The 16,794-nt window shown below is 64.9% G+C and carries 19 protein-coding genes and 1 pseudogene; 19 read left to right on the top strand and 1 reads right to left on the bottom strand.

Annotated features, from left to right (window positions below):
- The first annotated feature begins 163 nt into the window (after positions 1-163).
- The 6 genes and pseudogenes from U5A82_RS04345 to U5A82_RS04320 all read left to right on the top strand — a co-directional run bounded on the left by U5A82_RS04345 (position 164) and on the right by U5A82_RS04320 (position 5,729).
- A pseudogene (locus U5A82_RS04345) lies at positions 164-1,239 on the top strand (ArdC family protein).
- Entirely contained in the window at positions 1,236-1,655 is a 420-nt protein-coding gene (locus tag U5A82_RS04340) for a DUF2958 domain-containing protein (protein WP_326288945.1), read from the top strand. The pseudogene U5A82_RS04345 and the gene U5A82_RS04340 overlap by 4 nt, the downstream one beginning before the upstream one ends.
- A gap of 98 nt (positions 1,656-1,753) precedes the next feature.
- Positions 1,754-3,640, top strand: coding sequence for a ParB/RepB/Spo0J family partition protein (locus U5A82_RS04335; protein WP_326288943.1), 1,887 nt, complete (start codon positions 1,754-1,756; stop codon positions 3,638-3,640).
- Between the two features lie 108 nt (positions 3,641-3,748).
- Complete coding sequence (locus U5A82_RS04330) at positions 3,749-3,997, top strand: hypothetical protein (RefSeq protein ID WP_326288942.1); 249 nt, start codon at positions 3,749-3,751, stop codon at positions 3,995-3,997.
- Positions 3,998-4,653: 656 nt separating this feature from the next.
- Positions 4,654-4,974: a DUF736 domain-containing protein gene (locus U5A82_RS04325; protein ID WP_326288940.1), complete on the top strand. Its 321-nt coding sequence runs from the start codon at positions 4,654-4,656 to the stop codon at positions 4,972-4,974.
- Positions 4,975-5,372: 398 nt separating this feature from the next.
- On the top strand, positions 5,373-5,729 hold the full coding sequence (locus U5A82_RS04320) for a hypothetical protein (protein WP_326288938.1): 357 nt from the start codon (positions 5,373-5,375) through the stop codon (positions 5,727-5,729).
- A 189-nt stretch (positions 5,730-5,918) separates the two neighbouring features.
- On the opposite strand, the gene U5A82_RS04315 is transcribed toward U5A82_RS04320, so the two are convergent.
- Entirely contained in the window at positions 5,919-6,236 is a 318-nt protein-coding gene (locus U5A82_RS04315; RefSeq protein WP_326292842.1) for a DUF5990 family protein, read from the bottom strand.
- Positions 6,237-6,780: 544 nt separating this feature from the next.
- Here U5A82_RS04315 and U5A82_RS04310 point away from each other — a divergent pair.
- From U5A82_RS04310 to U5A82_RS04250, 13 genes are all read left to right on the top strand, one after another.
- A complete protein-coding gene (locus U5A82_RS04310) occupies positions 6,781-7,077 on the top strand; it encodes a DUF736 domain-containing protein (RefSeq protein WP_326288936.1) in 297 nt (98 codons plus the stop codon).
- 145 nt (positions 7,078-7,222) lie between these two features.
- The gene (locus tag U5A82_RS04305; RefSeq protein WP_326288935.1) at positions 7,223-7,414 is read left to right on the top strand and encodes a transcriptional regulator domain-containing protein; all 192 of its coding nucleotides are present in this window, start codon (positions 7,223-7,225) and stop codon (positions 7,412-7,414) included.
- Positions 7,415-7,493: 79 nt separating this feature from the next.
- Positions 7,494-7,955: a DUF2285 domain-containing protein gene (locus tag U5A82_RS04300; RefSeq protein ID WP_326288933.1), complete on the top strand. Its 462-nt coding sequence runs from the start codon at positions 7,494-7,496 to the stop codon at positions 7,953-7,955.
- 212 nt (positions 7,956-8,167) lie between these two features.
- Positions 8,168-8,437: a helix-turn-helix transcriptional regulator gene (locus U5A82_RS04295; RefSeq protein ID WP_326292841.1), complete on the top strand. Its 270-nt coding sequence runs from the start codon at positions 8,168-8,170 to the stop codon at positions 8,435-8,437.
- A 1-nt stretch (position 8,438) separates the two neighbouring features.
- Complete coding sequence (locus U5A82_RS04290; protein WP_326288931.1) at positions 8,439-9,317, top strand: replication initiator protein A; 879 nt, start codon at positions 8,439-8,441, stop codon at positions 9,315-9,317.
- A 259-nt stretch (positions 9,318-9,576) separates the two neighbouring features.
- On the top strand, positions 9,577-10,215 hold the full coding sequence (gene parA, locus U5A82_RS04285) for a ParA family partition ATPase (protein WP_326288929.1): 639 nt from the start codon (positions 9,577-9,579) through the stop codon (positions 10,213-10,215).
- A complete protein-coding gene (locus U5A82_RS04280; RefSeq protein WP_326288928.1) occupies positions 10,212-10,484 on the top strand; it encodes a hypothetical protein in 273 nt (90 codons plus the stop codon). The genes parA and U5A82_RS04280 overlap by 4 nt, the downstream gene beginning before the upstream one ends.
- Complete coding sequence (locus U5A82_RS04275; protein ID WP_326288926.1) at positions 10,484-10,990, top strand: DUF2840 domain-containing protein; 507 nt, start codon at positions 10,484-10,486, stop codon at positions 10,988-10,990. Before U5A82_RS04280 ends, U5A82_RS04275 begins: the two co-directional genes overlap by 1 nt.
- Positions 10,987-11,532 (top strand): S26 family signal peptidase, encoded by a 546-nt coding sequence (locus U5A82_RS04270; protein ID WP_326288925.1) that lies wholly within the window; start codon positions 10,987-10,989, stop codon positions 11,530-11,532. Before U5A82_RS04275 ends, U5A82_RS04270 begins: the two co-directional genes overlap by 4 nt.
- Positions 11,529-12,248 carry a lytic transglycosylase domain-containing protein gene (locus U5A82_RS04265; protein ID WP_326288923.1) on the top strand — a complete coding sequence of 240 codons (720 nt, stop codon included), beginning with the start codon at positions 11,529-11,531 and terminating at the stop codon, positions 12,246-12,248. The genes U5A82_RS04270 and U5A82_RS04265 overlap by 4 nt, the downstream gene beginning before the upstream one ends.
- Before the next feature lie 178 nt (positions 12,249-12,426).
- Positions 12,427-14,238 (top strand): relaxase/mobilization nuclease domain-containing protein, encoded by a 1,812-nt coding sequence (locus U5A82_RS04260; protein ID WP_326288921.1) that lies wholly within the window; start codon positions 12,427-12,429, stop codon positions 14,236-14,238.
- Between the two features lie 28 nt (positions 14,239-14,266).
- Complete coding sequence (locus U5A82_RS04255; protein WP_326288919.1) at positions 14,267-16,330, top strand: conjugal transfer protein TraG; 2,064 nt, start codon at positions 14,267-14,269, stop codon at positions 16,328-16,330.
- Positions 16,327-16,758, top strand: coding sequence for a CopG family transcriptional regulator (locus U5A82_RS04250; RefSeq protein ID WP_326288917.1), 432 nt, complete (start codon positions 16,327-16,329; stop codon positions 16,756-16,758). Before U5A82_RS04255 ends, U5A82_RS04250 begins: the two co-directional genes overlap by 4 nt.
- Positions 16,759-16,794 lie beyond the last annotated feature (36 nt).

Genomic DNA, 16,794 nt, shown 5'->3' with positions numbered 1-16,794 from the left:
TGGCGGTCGCCGGCAACCCGTCTGCGCTGCGCTTGAGGGTGCTTCACTTACGTTCCGCCCTTCAGTGCCGACGCCCGCCGGGGCGGGCCTTTCCAGTCGCATTTCGCCGCCCACCCCCGCTTCCGGGGAGCCTCATGTTTTTGGGCAGGCAGGAGGACAGGACATGGCTCGATATGCCTCACGTCGCGCGCGCGGCCCGCACGGTGCCGGTGCGGCGCAGCCCGAACGGCTCAACCTCTATGACGAGGTGACCGCCAAGATCATCGCACAATTGGAGGCGGGGCGCATTCCTTGGGTCCAGCCTTGGGCATCCAGCGCGGACCCCAGCCTTGGCGGCCTTGCCCCCGGCCTGCCGCGCAATGCGCTCACCGCCCGCAATTATTCCGGCGTGAACGTGCTTATCCTGTGGGGCGCGGTGATGGAAAAGGGCTTTCCATCGCAAAGCTGGCTGACCTTCAAACAGACGCGGGATGCAGGCGGATGCGTCCGCAGGGGCGAACAGGGCACGACCGTCGTCTATGCCGACCGCTTCACCCCCGAAGCGGAGAAAGAGAAGGCGCGAAATACGGGGGAGACGCCAAGTCGATCGCTTTCCTCAAGCGTTTCACGGTCTTCAACGTCTCGCAATGCGAGGGGCTACGACCCGGCCTTGCCGTGGACCCTGTGCCTTTGCCAGATCGCGAAATCGTACCGGTTGCGGAGGAACTGATCGCGGCCAGCGGCGTCGACTTCCGCATCGGTGGCGACAAAGCCTATTATGTGCCGAGCCAGGATTTTGTGGCTGTGCCGCCGCAACCCGCCTTTTTCGACCAGATCAATTTTTATCGGACCTGCCTGCACGAACTGACCCATGCGACAGGTCATGCAACGCGTCTCGACCGCAATCTCACGAACAGCTTTGGTAGCAAGGACTATGCCCGCGAGGAACTGATCGCCGAAATGGGATCGGCTTTCCTCTGCGCGGCTCTGGGTATCGTGCCGACCGTGCGTCACGCCGATTATATCGGGTCATGGCTGGAGGTGTTGCGCGAGGATAATCGCGCCATCTTCCGTGCCGCAGGTGCAGCCAGCAAAGCCGCCGACTGGCTGTTGTCGCGCTTGCCCGACGCCGGGCAGGACGAAGACACCGGCGACACGAGCGGGCGCGGCGACGTAGGTCGGGACGGGAATAGGGCCGGGCAAACGCCATGTGAACAGACGCATAGCCGCGCGCCCGCGCTGGACCGGAGGGTGGCATGATCCTCCTGACCCCCGACCTTCGCTATGCGCTGCGCGCAAACGCCATAAGCAGCGTCGCCGCGCAAACGCGGGACATGCGCTTCGATCCCGTCCCGGTCGTCAAATTCTTCAATCCGCTGGGCGCTGGCACATGGCTCGCAACCGAACTTTATGGCGATGACGACACTTTGTTCGGCCTTGCCGATCTGGGGTTTGGATGCCCTGAAATGGGCACCTTCTCGCTTATGGAAATTCAGAGCATCCGGCTGCCCTTTGGCTTGAGGATCGAGCGCGATCTGGGCTTTTCCACCCCCTATTCGCTTTCGCGGTGGAGCGAGATGGCGCGCCAGACCGGTTCGATCATCCATGCCGAGCAGCTTTTGCGCAGCCTTGCACCCGGCACTGTTCCCGACCTTCCAGCCGATCCCACCATTTAGGACCGGCGGATGACGCGCGGCGCGTATCGCCGCATCGCGAAAGCCGGACCGCCACATTTCCAAGAGCAACGGCCCGGCACTCACAAGGAGTGACACCCATGAAACTCGATTTTATCCCTCTTGCCAAGCTTTCCGTCAGCAAAGCCAATATGCGCTACGCAAAGAAGGCTCCAGACGTGTCCGATATCCTCCCGACCGTGCGCAAGCGAGGCGTGATCCAGCCGGTGATCGTGCGCCCCAATCCCTGTCCTGAGCCTGTCGAAGGGTGCGCGCCCGATGCCTTCGAGATCGTTGCGGGAAGCCGTCGCTTCCATGCCGCGCTGATCGTCGCCGCCGAACGGCGCGCGACGGGCGAGGATGACGGCGAAGCCGCGCTGCTGCCCTGCGCCATTCTCGACGAGGGCGACGATGCCGATGCCGTCGAAGCGTCGATGATCGAGAATATGGCGCGGCTCGATCCCGATGAGGTCACCCAATGGGAAACCTTCACCCGGCTGGTCAAGGAAGGCCGCAAGATCGATGACATTGCCGGGACCTTCGGCCTGCCCGAACTCACCATCAAACGGGTGCTGGCGCTGGGCAATCTGTTGCCGCGCATCAGTCAGATGTATGCGCGCGAAGAGATCGACCGCACCACCGTCCGTCACCTCACCTTGGCATCAAAAAGCCAGCAGAAAGCATGGCTGGCGCTGGCCGATGATCCCGACACCTATGTGCCGACCGGCCACCAGTTGAAGGCGTGGCTGCTGGGCGGGCAGTCGATCGGTGCGAAATATGCGCTGTTCAATGTTGAGGCCAGCGGGCTTGCGACCATAGCCGACCTGTTCGGCGACGACTGCTATTTTGCAGACGGCGATGCGTTCTGGAATGCCCAGAATGCCGCCATCGACGCCCGGCGCGAAACCTATCTTGACGAAGGATGGGCCGATGTCGTGATCGTGCCGCCGTCCGAACATTTCTCCACATGGGAATATGAGAAGGCAGGCAAGCGCAAGGGCGGGCGCGTCTATGTCGATGTCCGCGCCCACGGCGAAGTCACCTTCCATGAAGGCTATGTCAGCCGCAAAGAGGCGGATCGCATCGCGAGGGCACAGGCAGACGGCTCAGCCCAGAAAATCGCAAGGCCGGAAATCACATCGACCATGCAAACCTATATCGATCTGCACCGTCATGCCGCCGTGCGCGCTACTATTCTGGGGTTTCCGGGCATCGCACTCCGCCTGATGGTCGCCCATGCCATCGTCGGTTCGCATTTTTGGTCGATCAGGCCGGAACCGCAGACCAGCCGCAATGCGGATGTGCGCGACAGCCTCGATAATGCGCCCGCCGAGGCCGTTTTTGACGAACGCCGCCGCGCAGTGCTGGCCACGCTTGGGTTCTCAGATGAGGAACCGACCGTGATCGGCGGCAGTGGTGAGGAATATGGTATTTGTGGCCTGTTTGCGAGGCTGATCGAGCTTCCCGACGCGGTCATCATGGAAGTCGTCACCATCGTTATGGGTGAGGCGCTGGCCAGCGGCAGCGCCGCTGTGGAGGCAGTCGGGCTGCATGTCGGCGTCGATATGACCCGCTGGTGGTCGGCGGACGATGCGTTTTTCAGCATTTTGCGTGACCGTGAGGTGCTGTTGCATATCATCGCGGACGTCGCAGGCCAAAGCGTTGCCGATGCCAACAGAGGCGAGAAGAGCAAGACCCTCAAGCAGATTGTGCGCGATCATCTGGACGGCACGAATGGACGCACCAAGCGCGACCAATGGGTGCCACGCTGGATGACGTTCCCGCCCGCCGCTTATACGGCTCGTGGCGGCGTGGGTCCGGTCGCGGCCCATGCCATAGCGCAGGCGGATCGTCCTATCGACCGGCTGGCCCCCGGCGATGATGAGCCGGACCCGACCACCCCCGGCGCAGTCCTGGGCCTTCCCGTCGAAGCGCAGGCCGTGCCGCCCTGCGATGAAGAGGACGAGGCCGACCGCCTTGCGGCATGATCCCCTGCGGGCGGCGGCGCATCACGCGCCGCCGCCCGCTTTCTCCACCCTGAATTTTGGGCCGCGCGCCCGCCAAGGCGGACGCGCGGCGACAAGGCGCAAAAGATCATGGCCGACCGTACATCTGTTGCCCTCACCCTTGGCGGCGATTTGCCCACCAGCCGCCGGAACGCGCTCGTTGATCTTGTCATCGCGCAGGGACCGTTCGTGGAGTGGGATGTCCCCTTGTTCGACGTGACGAATCGTCGCATGGATGCGCCACTGACGCTTTACGCGCTTAATGCGGCATGGGGGTCTGGATCGCGCGCGGTTTTTTTGCACCGCCTGTCATCTACGGTTAGGGCGATGATCGGGTGACTGCGTCGGTGCGCTCGACCGGAAGCCTGTCCCGTTCCAGGGCACAAGGGAACCACGGCTTTCTGGTGCCGCCTCGGGTGACTATGGTCTGATCGGCCATCCCGTGGCACAGGCCCTCGGCAGCTACGCCGCGATCATCGCCTTGTTCGACATGGCCGATTCCGCCGTGCCGCCCATATGGTTTTCATCGGGATAACCGGGCACCACAAGCCGGATGATCTTTTCCAGCCTATCGTTGCAGTGCGGCTCACCGTCTTGTGGCAGGCACCGGAATGACCCGGTCGCTAAAGCATGGCTGCTACCTTTGCTCCGATCGGCATGGTGATGTCGTGCGCTGTGGTTGCCCGCGCTCCTTGACCCCATGTCGATCGCAGGGGAATATCACCAACCGCATGCCTATTCTCCTGTGGCACACGCCACCCATCCTCTTGGGCTTGATGCGTTGACCTGGCAGCGCAGCAGCGCCGCCTGAAACCATCGTTCCGCTGCTATTTCCCCGCCGTTCCGGCTCCTCGCGGCCGCTGCGCTCTCAAATAGCACCGGTCCTTCCGGTCCTTCGCTGATCGCTGCGGCCTGCGGTTCAGGCGACCCCGCGCGCTGCCGGACGGTCCGCACGCCCAGCGGATTGGCCGGGGGCGACAAGAAGGAGAATGGCAATGGCTTCCATCGGTTATGTCCAGCGGCTCGACAATGGCGGTTTCAAGGGTGTCCTCAAGACCCTCACGGTCCGTGCCGACATCGAAATCATCCCCAATAAGGGCAAGACTGGCGAGCAGCCCGACTATCGGATTCTCTCCAACGGCACTGAGCTCGGCGGCGGATGGATCCGCACTGGCGAGGTATCGGGCCGCGAATATATCCGTATCGCCATGGCCGCGCCGGAACTTGGCCCCCGCACCCTCTACGCCAATCTCGGTCGGGCCGCTGGCCAGGACGATGAGGACAGCTACGCCCTTATCTGGAACCCGGACGCCTGACCCGGACGCCCCTGCGCCGCATGGCGCGGGGGCCTACCGCACCATCGTGACCCACCGGCCAAACGCGCGCGTCTGGCCGGTCGGCGCTGTTCTTTGCCGGGAAGGCTGTCGCGGCCGTTTCGATGGCGACTGTCGGGCCACAGTAGGGATATGGCTGTAGCGTTTGCGTGTCCCGCAAAGGTTGGAGGAGCGCGCGTCGAGGTCTTCCGATCGTGACGGGCGGCGGCGCGGCTTTCAAGGCTCGCCGGTTTCCCCCAATTTGGCTTGCGCAAATCGGTTCCCCCATGCGCCCGCTGCGCGGCGCCGGGCCGTGCCCGGCGGCCCTGACAGCCTTCCGGCGTCCGTCTCTCCCTGCCGGTCCTCGATTTTGGGGATGCACAGCATAAGGAGACTTTCTCATGACCACGGTTCAGCCCATTGCCCTGGCAACAGATCGCGTGATGGCAACCTTGAAGTCCGGCCTGGAACTGGAATTCGGGCGCGGCGCCGGGGCAGCTCTGGCCGCCCGGTTCCTGGATGCCGAGGAAACGGATATCCGCTGGGATGCACGGGCTTCAGAGCGCTGGATCGGTGCGTATCTTACCCAAGAAGATGATCTGGAACTCGACCGGATCGCCGCCACCGGCTTTCTGGATGGGTGCTGGTTCGTGGCGACGTTCATCGTCGATGGCGACGGCAATGCCCATGGCATGCTCTGCTGCCGGACCTTCGCTTGCAGCCAGGCCGCATCCCAAGTCTTCGCGCAGATGCGATGACGGGTCATTTTTCGCCGGGACGCGCGCCAGGCGTCCCGGCTCTGTGTTTGTGCCAATAAGGATCGGCGCATGTGCGGATATACGTATTTACGCAAAGTCGCATCCGCCCAAAGCTGTAATGCCCCAGAATTGGCCTGGCCGAGTCGGCCGGGTGATCAGCACCGGCGCGGTCTGCGCCCTGCCAAAGGATCAGATCAGCCGCCGTGCGACCGGCCGCAGCGTTGCGCAGGCAGCTGTGCCATCCGCGCCAGTGCCGGTCATGCTTGTTTCGAGAACGCACCCCTCGCTCGCGGCCCGGTCGGGCAAATCTGGGTCTATGTCGTGGATGTCGATCTTCATCCGCCGCGACCAGGGCGATGCGGCGTCACCGACCGACTGCCCGATGCAGATATAGACAAAGCGGCGGGTCGGGCCTTCACTACGGACATCATCGCCGAAGAACTTAGGCCCCGGGGCCGACGCGAACGGAAAAGTCGAAAGCCAGCGGTTCGCCGGTTTTTCGAATATCGGGAATCGAGGACAGCCTCGTTACCGGCCTGCAGGCTGTGCATCACGCCGATCACGGGCCAGTCGATGACGATCCGCATGCGGACGTCCGTCTGATCCACGCGGGCCATTATGTTTTCATAACGACAGTCGAGGCCGGGCTCAATTGCAGGGCTAGCCTTGGCCATGGCGATCCCCCCTCATGCGTGATTTTCAGCTAATGAACCACAGATTTTTACGGCATCGGATGAAGCGCCTTCAATCCGGCAACAGGCAGCAGATCGCCACGCACTGCCCATCCCCGTCAACGCCCGGCCAACACGGCCTGCGTTCGATGGCCCATATGACCAGGGACGGCTGCGCCTCGACCGGCTGGGTCGCAACCGGGCGGCACGGCTATTGTCCGCCGTCGGCCATGCCGACTTTGCATCGCGAAGCAAAATAGCCGCGCCCGCCCGGTCCTGCGCTCACGCTGCGGCCTTGCAGGTGCGCCGCCGGTCGCCCCGGTCCCGTGATGCCCATCGAGGCCGCGATAGGCGCGGGCTCGAAGACAGGAGCAAATATCATGGCAATCATCGGCACCTTCACCAAGACCTCGGACGGCTTCACCGGCACGATCAAGTCGCTCACCCTCAACGTCAAGACCAGCATCCGCCCGAGCGCCAAGGACAATGACAAGGCACCCGACTTCCGCCTTTTCACCGGCGCAGTCGAATTCGGCGCCGCCTGGGCCAAGACGTCGGCTGCAGGTTCGGACTATATGAGCTGCAAGCTCGACGACCCCAGCTTCCCGGCACCGATCTACGCAAGCCTAATCGCCGCCGACGACGGCGAGAGCTACTCGCTCATCTGGTCGCGCTGACGAACCGGCGCCCCGCTCGCGCGGGGCGTCGATCGATTGGCCGCCCGGCAAGCCTGTCCCCCTTGGCGGACAGGCTTGTCCGCAGGCAAGGTCTTCCGCCCGGCCCGCCAGCCGCCAGCCTTGGCTGGCGAAGGGAGCCGGGCGGATGGCCAAGGTCGAAGCGAGAAGCGGGCAGGACCGGTGCGATTATGCGCAGCGCTTCCTGTCGCGCGCGCCCGCCTATCGCCTCGGCCATGCCGCCCTCAATGCGACCACCCCTTCCCAGGCAAAGGAGGACTTTGCCCGGTCGTGGGGCCTTCGCTTTCCCCATCGATCCCGACCGCTCGCCGCGCGATGATCCCGCGCTGTGGGATCCGGCGGTAGCCGCTTGCGTCGTGATCATCGACCCAGGGCCTGATTTCCCGGGTCCGCATGCCTTGCCTGGCCTCCGGCAGCTCGGGCAAGCCGATGACGGCACCCATGTCATCCTGTTTGCAGGCGGACGCACGATCCGCCTGTGGCTGCGCGGCCCCCAGCGCGGCCTGCAGCGCGAACCCCGCACAGCATTCCATCTCCCGGACGATCCGCTGTTCGACGGGCGACTGCGCGCCACCGCGCAGGCCCGCCTCTGGCTTGGGGGAACAGGCGGATCGGGCACGCCGCCAAGCGATCTGTCGCCCTTCCAGGCCGCGCGCTTCGACCTGATGCTCCGCCTGCTTGACGCCCATGTCGCTGGCGCGACGCTGCGGGCGTTGGCATATCTGGCCTATCCGGCGATGCCGGACCTGTCGGCCGCGCTATGGAAGGCCTCGAGCGAGCGCCGCGGCACCCATCGCCTGCTCACCCAAGCCCTGCGCCTGCGCGATGGTGGCTATCGCGACCTGCTCCACGCGGGCTAAACCGGGGCTATCCCGCGTCAAATAGCACGCTGCGCCGCCCACCCAGACAAGCCCCAGGGGCATGCCTTCAGGACAGGCCCAGACGACAGGCAAAGGGGTGACAATTTTCGCCCGTGCTTTTGCCACTCCGCTCGGGCCTCCACTGTTCGCCATTCTCGCCAGCGACACCCCAGGGCCGGCCAGCCATGCCAGCCCCGACGCTGGAGACCGATATGGAACGCGACTTTGCAGTCGTCACACCGCGCTATCTGCGGACCCCCGACGCTGCCCTGCATCTGGGCCTTTCGCCCCGCACGCTCGAAAAACATCGCTGCTTTGGCACCGGCCCCGTCTTTCGCAAACTGGGCGGGCGCATCGTCTATGCGCTGGTCGATCTCGAAGCCTGGGCCGACATCGGTACCCGGCGCTCGACCTCCGATCCGGGACGCGGCACCGTGCATCCTGCCAAGCGGATCGACCACGGCGCGCCGGTGCGGCGCTAGCATGATGCCCGCTTCGCCCGACCGGGCGCAGGACCGGCAACTCGACCTGTTTCGCGCGGTCCGCGGCGACATCGCGCCGCGCGACGCGCAGGACCTCATGTCCTGGCCCTTTTTCAGTCTCGCCAAGTCCAAGCGCATCGCCCCCATCCATTTCAGGATGGGCGATGTCACGATCGCGGTGGAAGCCACTCATGAGCATGGCATGGCCACGATCTGGGACGCCGATATCCTCATCTGGGCCGCCAGCCAGATTGTCGAAGCCCGCGATAGGGGGCGTCCAACCTCCCGGCTGATGACGACAAAGCCGCATGAATTGCTCAGTTTCATCGGCCGGGGCACCGGCGGCGACCATTATGACCGGTTGAAGGCCGCGCTCGACCGCCTGCAATCGACCACGGTCGCGACGTCGATCCGGCAAGCCCATCAACGCCGCCGCCATCGCTTCTCCTGGATCAACGAATGGAAGGAGCGGCTCGACGCAACCGGTCGGCCGCTCGGCATCGAGATGATCCTGCCTGACTGGTTCTATGCGGGCGTCCTCGATGCCGGACTCATCCTCACTATCGACCGCGCCTATTTTACGCTGACCGGCGGCATGGAGCGCTGGCTCTACCGCCTGGTCCGCAAGCATGGCGGGCGTCAGGTCAATGGCTGGAGCTTCGAGGTAAGCCATCTCCACCTCAAGTCCGGCATGCTGATCCCTCGCAAGCGGTTCGCCTTCAAACTGCGCGCCATTGTCCAGGCCCAGTCGCTGCCTGGCTATATGCTCACGCTCGAGACGATTGCCGACAAGGAGATGCTGAACTTTCGTCCGCTGCCGGACGATCCCTTCGACCTGGCCCTGCGCCGGGTGCGCCATGGCCGGGGCCAGAAACGATGAAAAAACTCGGCCTATCGGGAACCGCCAGACTCGGCCTATCGGGAACCGAAAACTCGGCCTATCAGGAACCGATTTCGCCCGCAAAGCCGCAGAAATGGGTGGTTCTCTGGCCCCTTAACAATGCTAATAGAGAATCCTACGGATTCTTACTAACCTGGGCTGCGCCCGCGAGCGCCGATGCGCCGCGCAAGCAGCTGTCTGCGGCGCGGCGCAGGACGCCGACCAGGCAGCGCGCCTCAGGCGGAACGAGGCGGCGGCCATGATCGTCGCCCTGCTCAACCAGAAGGGCGGTGTCGGGAAAACGACGCTCGCCCTCCATCTTGCCGGACAGTGGGCACGCGCGGGCAAACGCGTCTGCCTGATCGATGCCGATCCACAGGGTTCGGCGCTGGACTGGTCGGAACAACGCGCTCAGTCGGGCCTGCCCCGTCTGTTCGGCGTCATCGGCCTTTCCCGCGAGACGCTGCACCTCGAAGCACGGGTGCAGGCTGCCAGCGTGGATCATGTCGTCATCGATGGCCCGCCGCGCGTCGCCGGGCTGATGCGCGCGGCGCTGATCGCTGCCGATCTGGCGCTCATTCCGGTGCAGCCATCGGCGCTTGATGGCTGGGCATCGGCCGAGATCGTGGCGCTGGTGAGCGAGGCCCGCAGCTTCCACCCCGCGCTCGAAGCCCGCTTCGTCCTCAACCGCTGCGATCCTCGCACACGGATCGCCCGTAGCACGCGAGCGGGGCTTGCCGACCAGCAGCCATCTTTGCTCGGTCCCGGCATTGCCCAGCGCATCCTCTTCGCCGAGGTGATGGCGCAAGGCCGCCTGGTGTTCGAAAGCGATCCGGGCGGCCTCGCAGCGCGCGAGGTCGCGGCCCTCGCGTCCGCGATCGGGACTTTGGCCCGATGAAGAAGATGTCGACACAGGTGGGCACAGGGGCGGACACCGTGGCGGGCTTTGCCACCCGGCCCGGCGCCGCCGAGCGCTGGATCCGTCAAGCTGCACCCAGCGCATCCGACGCCGCTGCTTTGTTCAGCGCCCGGCTCACCATCGATGTGACGCCCGCCATGCGCCAGCGCCTCAAGCTCGTAGCGGTCACCCGCGGCACCACCGTCGCCGACCTTATGCGCGCACTGATCGAAACGCATTTTCCTGAAAATCCCGAGGAGCCATCATAATGGGCCACGCCCCAGGATACGCGCGCGACGCGCGCCATGCCCCCGACAGTCAGACCCATATCGAACTGATCTGGATCGAAGGCCGGCTCGAACATTGGCTGCGCTTCGGGCTGCATGTCTGCGAACATATCGTCAGTCGCCGCACACGGGTCCTGAGCTTTCCACCCGACGCGCTGTTCGCGCTCATTCGCTGGGCAGCCAACGATCATGGCACTGTCAAATCGCGCATCGACATCGTGCGCACGGTATGGCCCGGTGAAGCCTATACGACTCTCCCATTCGTGCGGCCAGGCGGTGACATCCTCCTCAGCATCGAAGGTTGGCCAAAGGTCGAAAAGGTGCTGGGCGCGATTGATCGGGTCGAAGCGACGGGGGTGGATCCGACCCGCGCCGCGCCCGATCATTGGCGCCATGTCCACAGCCGCGTTGCCGCTGGCATGGATCCGCGCGCCTATACGGCTGCACGGCATCGCGCGTTCGAACTGCGCCAAGGTCTCGATCTATGACCCGGTCGGGCTATGTTTTCATCACTGTCGTCGCGGCGCAGGTGACGGTGGTGCTGGCCTGCTTCGATCCGGCACCGCGCCTGATATGGAACGCGACGGCCAGCGCCCCGATCGGCCTCTATGCGGTGTCGCCAGGTGCCTCGCCGCTCGTCGGGGACATGGGGCTGGTGATGCCCGACGCGCGTCTGGCCCATTGGCTGGCGCAGCGTCACGCCCTTCCGCTCGGCGTGCCGCTCATCAAACATATCGCGGCCACCGCGGGGCAGACGGTCTGCCGTTCGGGCGTAACCATCACGATTGATCACAGACCCGTCGCCCGGGCACGCACCTACGATCGCGCAGGCCGGCCCTTACCCGTCTGGTCGGGATGTCGCAGACTTGGGTCCGGCGAGATCATGCTTCTCAACCCTACAGTCGGGGACAGTCTCGATGGACGTTATTTTGGACCGCTGTCGGCGAAAGGCGTGATCGGCACCGTACGGCCGATGTTGACGCGCGCGGACAGTGGCGCGCCCTTTGTCTGGCATGGGTGGAGGCCATGACGGGGCGGCTTCAGGGCAGTATGGCTGTCATCCTTGCGACCATGATCGTGCCACAGCTGTGCATCGGATCGGTAGCGATCGCGCAGACCCAAGGGTCGGTCGGCGCAACGTCGCCAGACCAGCCCTATGCCGGGGCCATTGCAGAAGCGGCGCAGCAATTTGCTATTCCGACGCACTGGATCCGGGCGGTGATGGACCACGAGAGTGGCGGCAATCCGCGCGCACTTTCGCGCGCTGGCGCCATGGGCCTCATGCAGATCATGCCCCCGACATGGGACATGCTGGCTGCGCGGCATCGCCTCGGTCCCGACCCTTATGATCCACGCGACAATATCATCGCGGGCGCAGCCTATCTGCGCGAAATGCATGATCGCTACGGCATTGTAGGTATGCTTGCCGCCTATAATGCAGGTCCTGGCCGCTACGAAGCCTATCTGCGTTTTGGTCGGCCGCTGCCCGCTGAAACGCGCGCCTATCTCGCGCGATTGCTGCCGATTATGGATACAGGAACGCCAAGGGAAGCTGGTGCCGCGCCTCTTCCGCCGCGCCCTTTCTGGACGGAAGCCGCGCTTTTTCCAAGGCGAGCGGTGGCGTCGGCGCCGGGTGCCTACCCAGCGCCATCCGAGCCGCAGGATCGGACCGACGATGCAGGGCATCGGCCCGACGCCACCCCCGTCCCTTCGCTGTTCGTTGCGCGATCGGGAGCAAGGCCATGAGGGGGTTTTGGGGATGGCGAGATAAAAGGCCCGCCGTCGGCCTGGGCTCATGTGGTTGGTTTTGGAGGGTTTTTACCGGCGGCATTGTAGTTGCCGCGACGGCGCTCGGAGCGATTTCTGCCCTGTTTTCAAAGCATCGGGCGCTGGCGACGACTATTTCTGGCGGATATCCTGCATCATGAACCGGGACGAGCAGGGCTTCGACGTCCGGCCCGGCCGAGCACGCGATCTTGGTGCCGGCCAGGGGCGACGCGCCGTATCACTGGCCACCCAGGTCCGGCGCGCGGCGGCCAAGGCCGGGCATATGCGAGTGTCCAGAGCCCGTCGGTCGGGCGGCACCGGCACGATCGGTCGGGGCAGGTTAGCAGCGGCATCCGCCCGCTTCCGTGCCGACGGGCGCAGGGTGGTCATCAAGGCGCGGATTGTGCGTCACAAGGGCGCCCGTTTCCGCGCCGCGCCACTTGCCCGGCATATCGACTATCTGAGCCGCGATGGCGTCACACGCGACGGACAGGACGCACGCCTTTTCGACCAGCGCACCGACGGGGTGGAGGTGACTGATTTCGCGCGGCGCTGCGAGGACGATCGTCACCATTTTCGTTTCATCGTCTCGCCCGAGGATGGTGCCGATATGGAGGACCTGCGCGGGTTCGCCCGCGACCTCATGGCCGACATGGCGCGCGATCTCGACACACGGCTCGACTGGGTCGGCGTCGATCACTGGAACACCGACAATCCCCATGTCCATATCCTGCTGCGCGGGTGCGCCGATGACGGGTCCGATCTCGTCATCGATCGCGACTATATCAGTGAAGGCATGCGCGCACGCGCCGAAGCGCGCGCTACGCTGGAACTGGGGCCGCGGACCAGCCAGGAGATTGCCCGGACGCTTGCCCGCGAAGTCGATGCCGAGCGCTGGACGTCGCTCGACCACAGACTGGAGCATCTGGCCGCCCGCAATATGGGGATCGTCGATCTGCGGCCTGGGCACGCGGGTTCCGAACCGAGTCAGGGCCATCATACGGGCTTGGTTCCGAGGCCGGATCAGGCGTCGGGATATGGTGACCCCGACAGCCAGCTACTGCTGGGACGCGCCGCCAGGCTCGAACGGATGGCTCTGGCCGAATCCATTGCGCCAGCGATATGGACATTGCGACCCGACCTTGAGAATAGCCTGCGCGAACTCGGCATGCGCACGGACATCATCAAGACGATGCACCGGGCAATGCAGACAAGCGGACGCAGCCCCGACCTCGCGACCTTCACCCTGCACGATGGCACGCCCACAGATCCGGTCATCGGCAGACTCGCCGCCCGCGGCCTTGATGACGAACTGACCGGAACCGCCTTTGCGATCGTCGAAGGGGTGGACGGGCGCACCCATCATCTGCGATTCGAGGATCTTGAGATGACCGGCGATACGCCGATCGGCGGCATCGTCGAGCTGCGCAGCTGGACGGGCCGCGATGGGCGCGCCCACATGTCGCTCGCAACACGCTCCGACATGCCGCTCCACGTCCAGGTCGACGCGCTGGGTGCGACCTGGATCGATCGGCAGCTTGTGGGCGACGAACCCCTGTCCATGGCCAATGGCTTTGGTCGTGAGGTACGCGATGCCCTTGACGCCCGGCGCGACAGACTGGTCGCGCTGGGCGTAGCGACCCGGCGCGGCGGACGGGTAATCCTGCCTTCAGGCATGATCGCCAGCCTTCGCGCGTCCGAGTTGCAGGATGCCGCCACGCGGATTGCGCAGGCGACCGGGCTTGCCCACCAGCCCTCCGCACCCGGCGAGATCGTGAGCGGCCAATATCGCGAGCGCGTCACCCTGGCGTCGGGCCGCTTCGCGATGATCGACGACGGCCTTGGGTTCCAGCTCGTGCCCTGGCGTCCGGCGCTCGACCGCCAGCTTGGCAGTCAGGTGCTGGGCACGATGAGCCCAGGCGGACGGATCGATTGGTCGCAGGGCCGCAGTCGCGGGCTCGGCCTGTAACTTTCTTCAACGACAAGGAGCGACGACAATGTCGGGCACGCGCATTCTCTGGGGCCAGTTGCTGCTCGTCAGCCTGGTCGTGCTGATCGCCATCTGGGGTGCGACCCAGTGGACCGCGGCCAGCCTTGGCTATCAGCCAGCGCTAGGGCCACCCTGGTTCATGATCGGCGATTATCCCATCTATCTGCCGCCCGCCTTCTTCTGGTGGTGGTTCAGCTATGACGCCTATGCGCCCCACATCTTCGAGCGGGGGGCCTATGTCGCTGCATCGGGTGGGTTTGCGGCAGTCGCGGTTGCGGTCGGCATGTCGGTCTGGCGCGCACGCGAGGCCCGCACCGCGGAAACCTATGGATCGGCCCGCTGGGCCCTGTCTGCCGATATCGTGCAAGCTGGCCTGCTGAAGGATGAAGGCGTCGTGCTTGGTCGGCATGGTCCAGACTATCTGCGCCATGACGGCCCGGAGCATGTCCTGTGTTTCGCGCCGACCCGCAGTGGCAAGGGCGTCGGCCTTGTCGTGCCCACATTGCTGACCTGGCCGGGCAGCTGTGTCATTCACGACATCAAGGGCGAGAACTGGCAGATATCATCGGGCTTTCGCGCACGCCATGGCCACGTGCTGCTGTTCGATCCGACCAGCAGTGCGTCGGCCGCCTATAATCCGCTGCTTGAAGTGCGGCGCGGGCAGTGGGAGGTGCGCGACGTCCAGAATGTCGCCGACGTGCTGGTCGATCCCGAAGGCTCGCTCGAACGCCGCAACCATTGGGAGAAGACCAGCCATGCGCTGCTGGTCGGCGCAATCCTCCACGTCCTCTACGCCGAGCCTGACAAGACGCTGGCCGGGGTCGCCGCCTTCCTGTCCGACCCAAGGCGCACAATCGATAACACGTTGCGCGCGATGATGACGACGCCGCATCTGGGCGAAGCTGGCGTGCATCCGGTCGTCGCCAGCGCCGCGCGCGAACTGCTGAACAAGAGCGAGAATGAACGGTCCGGCGTGCTCTCGACCGCCATGTCGTTCCTGGGTCTCTATCGCGATCCGGTGGTCGCCCATGTCACCCGGCAATGCGACTGGCGTATCGCCGACCTGGTCGAAGGCGCGCGCGCAACGAGCCTCTATCTGGTGGTGCCGCCTTCCGACATCAGTCGGACGAAACCTCTCATCCGCCTCATCCTCAACCAGATCGGTCGCCGCCTGACCGAGGAATTGAAGCCTGACGCCAAGCGCCACCGGGTCCTGCTGATGCTTGACGAATTTCCCGCGCTTGGCCGCCTCGATTTCTTCGAGAGCGCGCTCGCCTTCATGGCGGGCTATGGCCTCAAGGCCTTCCTGATCGCCCAGAGCCTCAACCAGATCGAGAAGGCCTACGGCCCCAACAACGCCATTCTCGACAATTGCCATGTGCGCGTCGCCTTCGCCACCAATGACGAGCGGACCGCCAAGCGGATTTCCGACAGCCTGGGGACGGCGACCGAGATGCGCGCGATGAAAAATTATGCCGGCCATCGCCTCTCGCCATGGCTTGGGCATCTTATGGTCTCGCGTACCGAGACGCCGCGGCCCCTTCTGACGCCGGGCGAGGTCATGCAGCTTCCGCCGAACGAAGAAATCGTGATGGTATCGGGGATGCCGCCGCTGCGCGCCACCAAGGCCCGCTATTTCGAGGACAAGCGTTTTACGGTGCGGCTGTTGCCGCCGCCGCAGGCTGGGGCGCTTGGTGACGGCAAGCCGCTGTCCGACGACTGGAGCGAGCACGCCACCATCGTGGCACCTGTGGCCAAGCCTGTTTCCACTGTGCTCCCACCGGCAGAACCGCCGGAGACTGATCCGCAAGCAATGCACGCAGGCGGATCGAGCGAGTCCTGTCGCGCCGATCGGCCCTCGCAGTCGGACAATGCCAATGCCGGTATCCGCCGGGAGCCCGATCTTCCAGAACAGGAGGAGATCGTTTCGCCGCAGCGATCCGCGCGAGCCGAGTTCGAGTTCCATGAAAGCGACGATGACAATGATGCGGCCCGCGCGCGGGCGATGAAGCGGATGCGCCGTGCCGCGCGGCAGGCCTCGCTCGATCCTGACGATGGAGTGGAATTATGAGCGGGCTCAAGATCAAGCACACGATCCGCCTCTCGCCGGAGATCTCGATGCAAATGGCTGACTATGCGCGGCGAAAGCGCAAGCCCCAAGCGCTTGTCGTCGAGGCGGCGCTTGCTTCCTTCCTGTCTGCCGACGGATCCGATCGGCTCGAAGCGGCGATCGGGCGGCGTCTCGATCGCATGAACCGGGAGATACAGCGGCAGGGATGGCAAAATGCCCTGAACGGTGAAGCGCTCGCCCTGTTCGTGCATGCGTGGATGCTGCAGAACCCGGCATTGCCGCAGGAAGCGCGGCGCGCCGCACTCGCGGACGCCAATATACGCTGGACCGGCTATGTCGAGGCACTGGCCAATCGCATGGAAGCAGGGCCGCGTCTCATCGACGAGATCGGGCAGGATTTCGGCGGTGACGAACTCGATCGAACATAAGGTATGAGCCGACGGCCGATGCGGCCGTCGGCGCTT

The organism is Sphingobium sp. CR2-8 (assembly GCF_035818615.1).
GTDB lineage: Bacteria > Pseudomonadota > Alphaproteobacteria > Sphingomonadales > Sphingomonadaceae > Sphingobium.
Note: the sequence above shows the minus strand (reverse complement) of the source record. Positions and strands in the feature narration are given on the sequence as shown.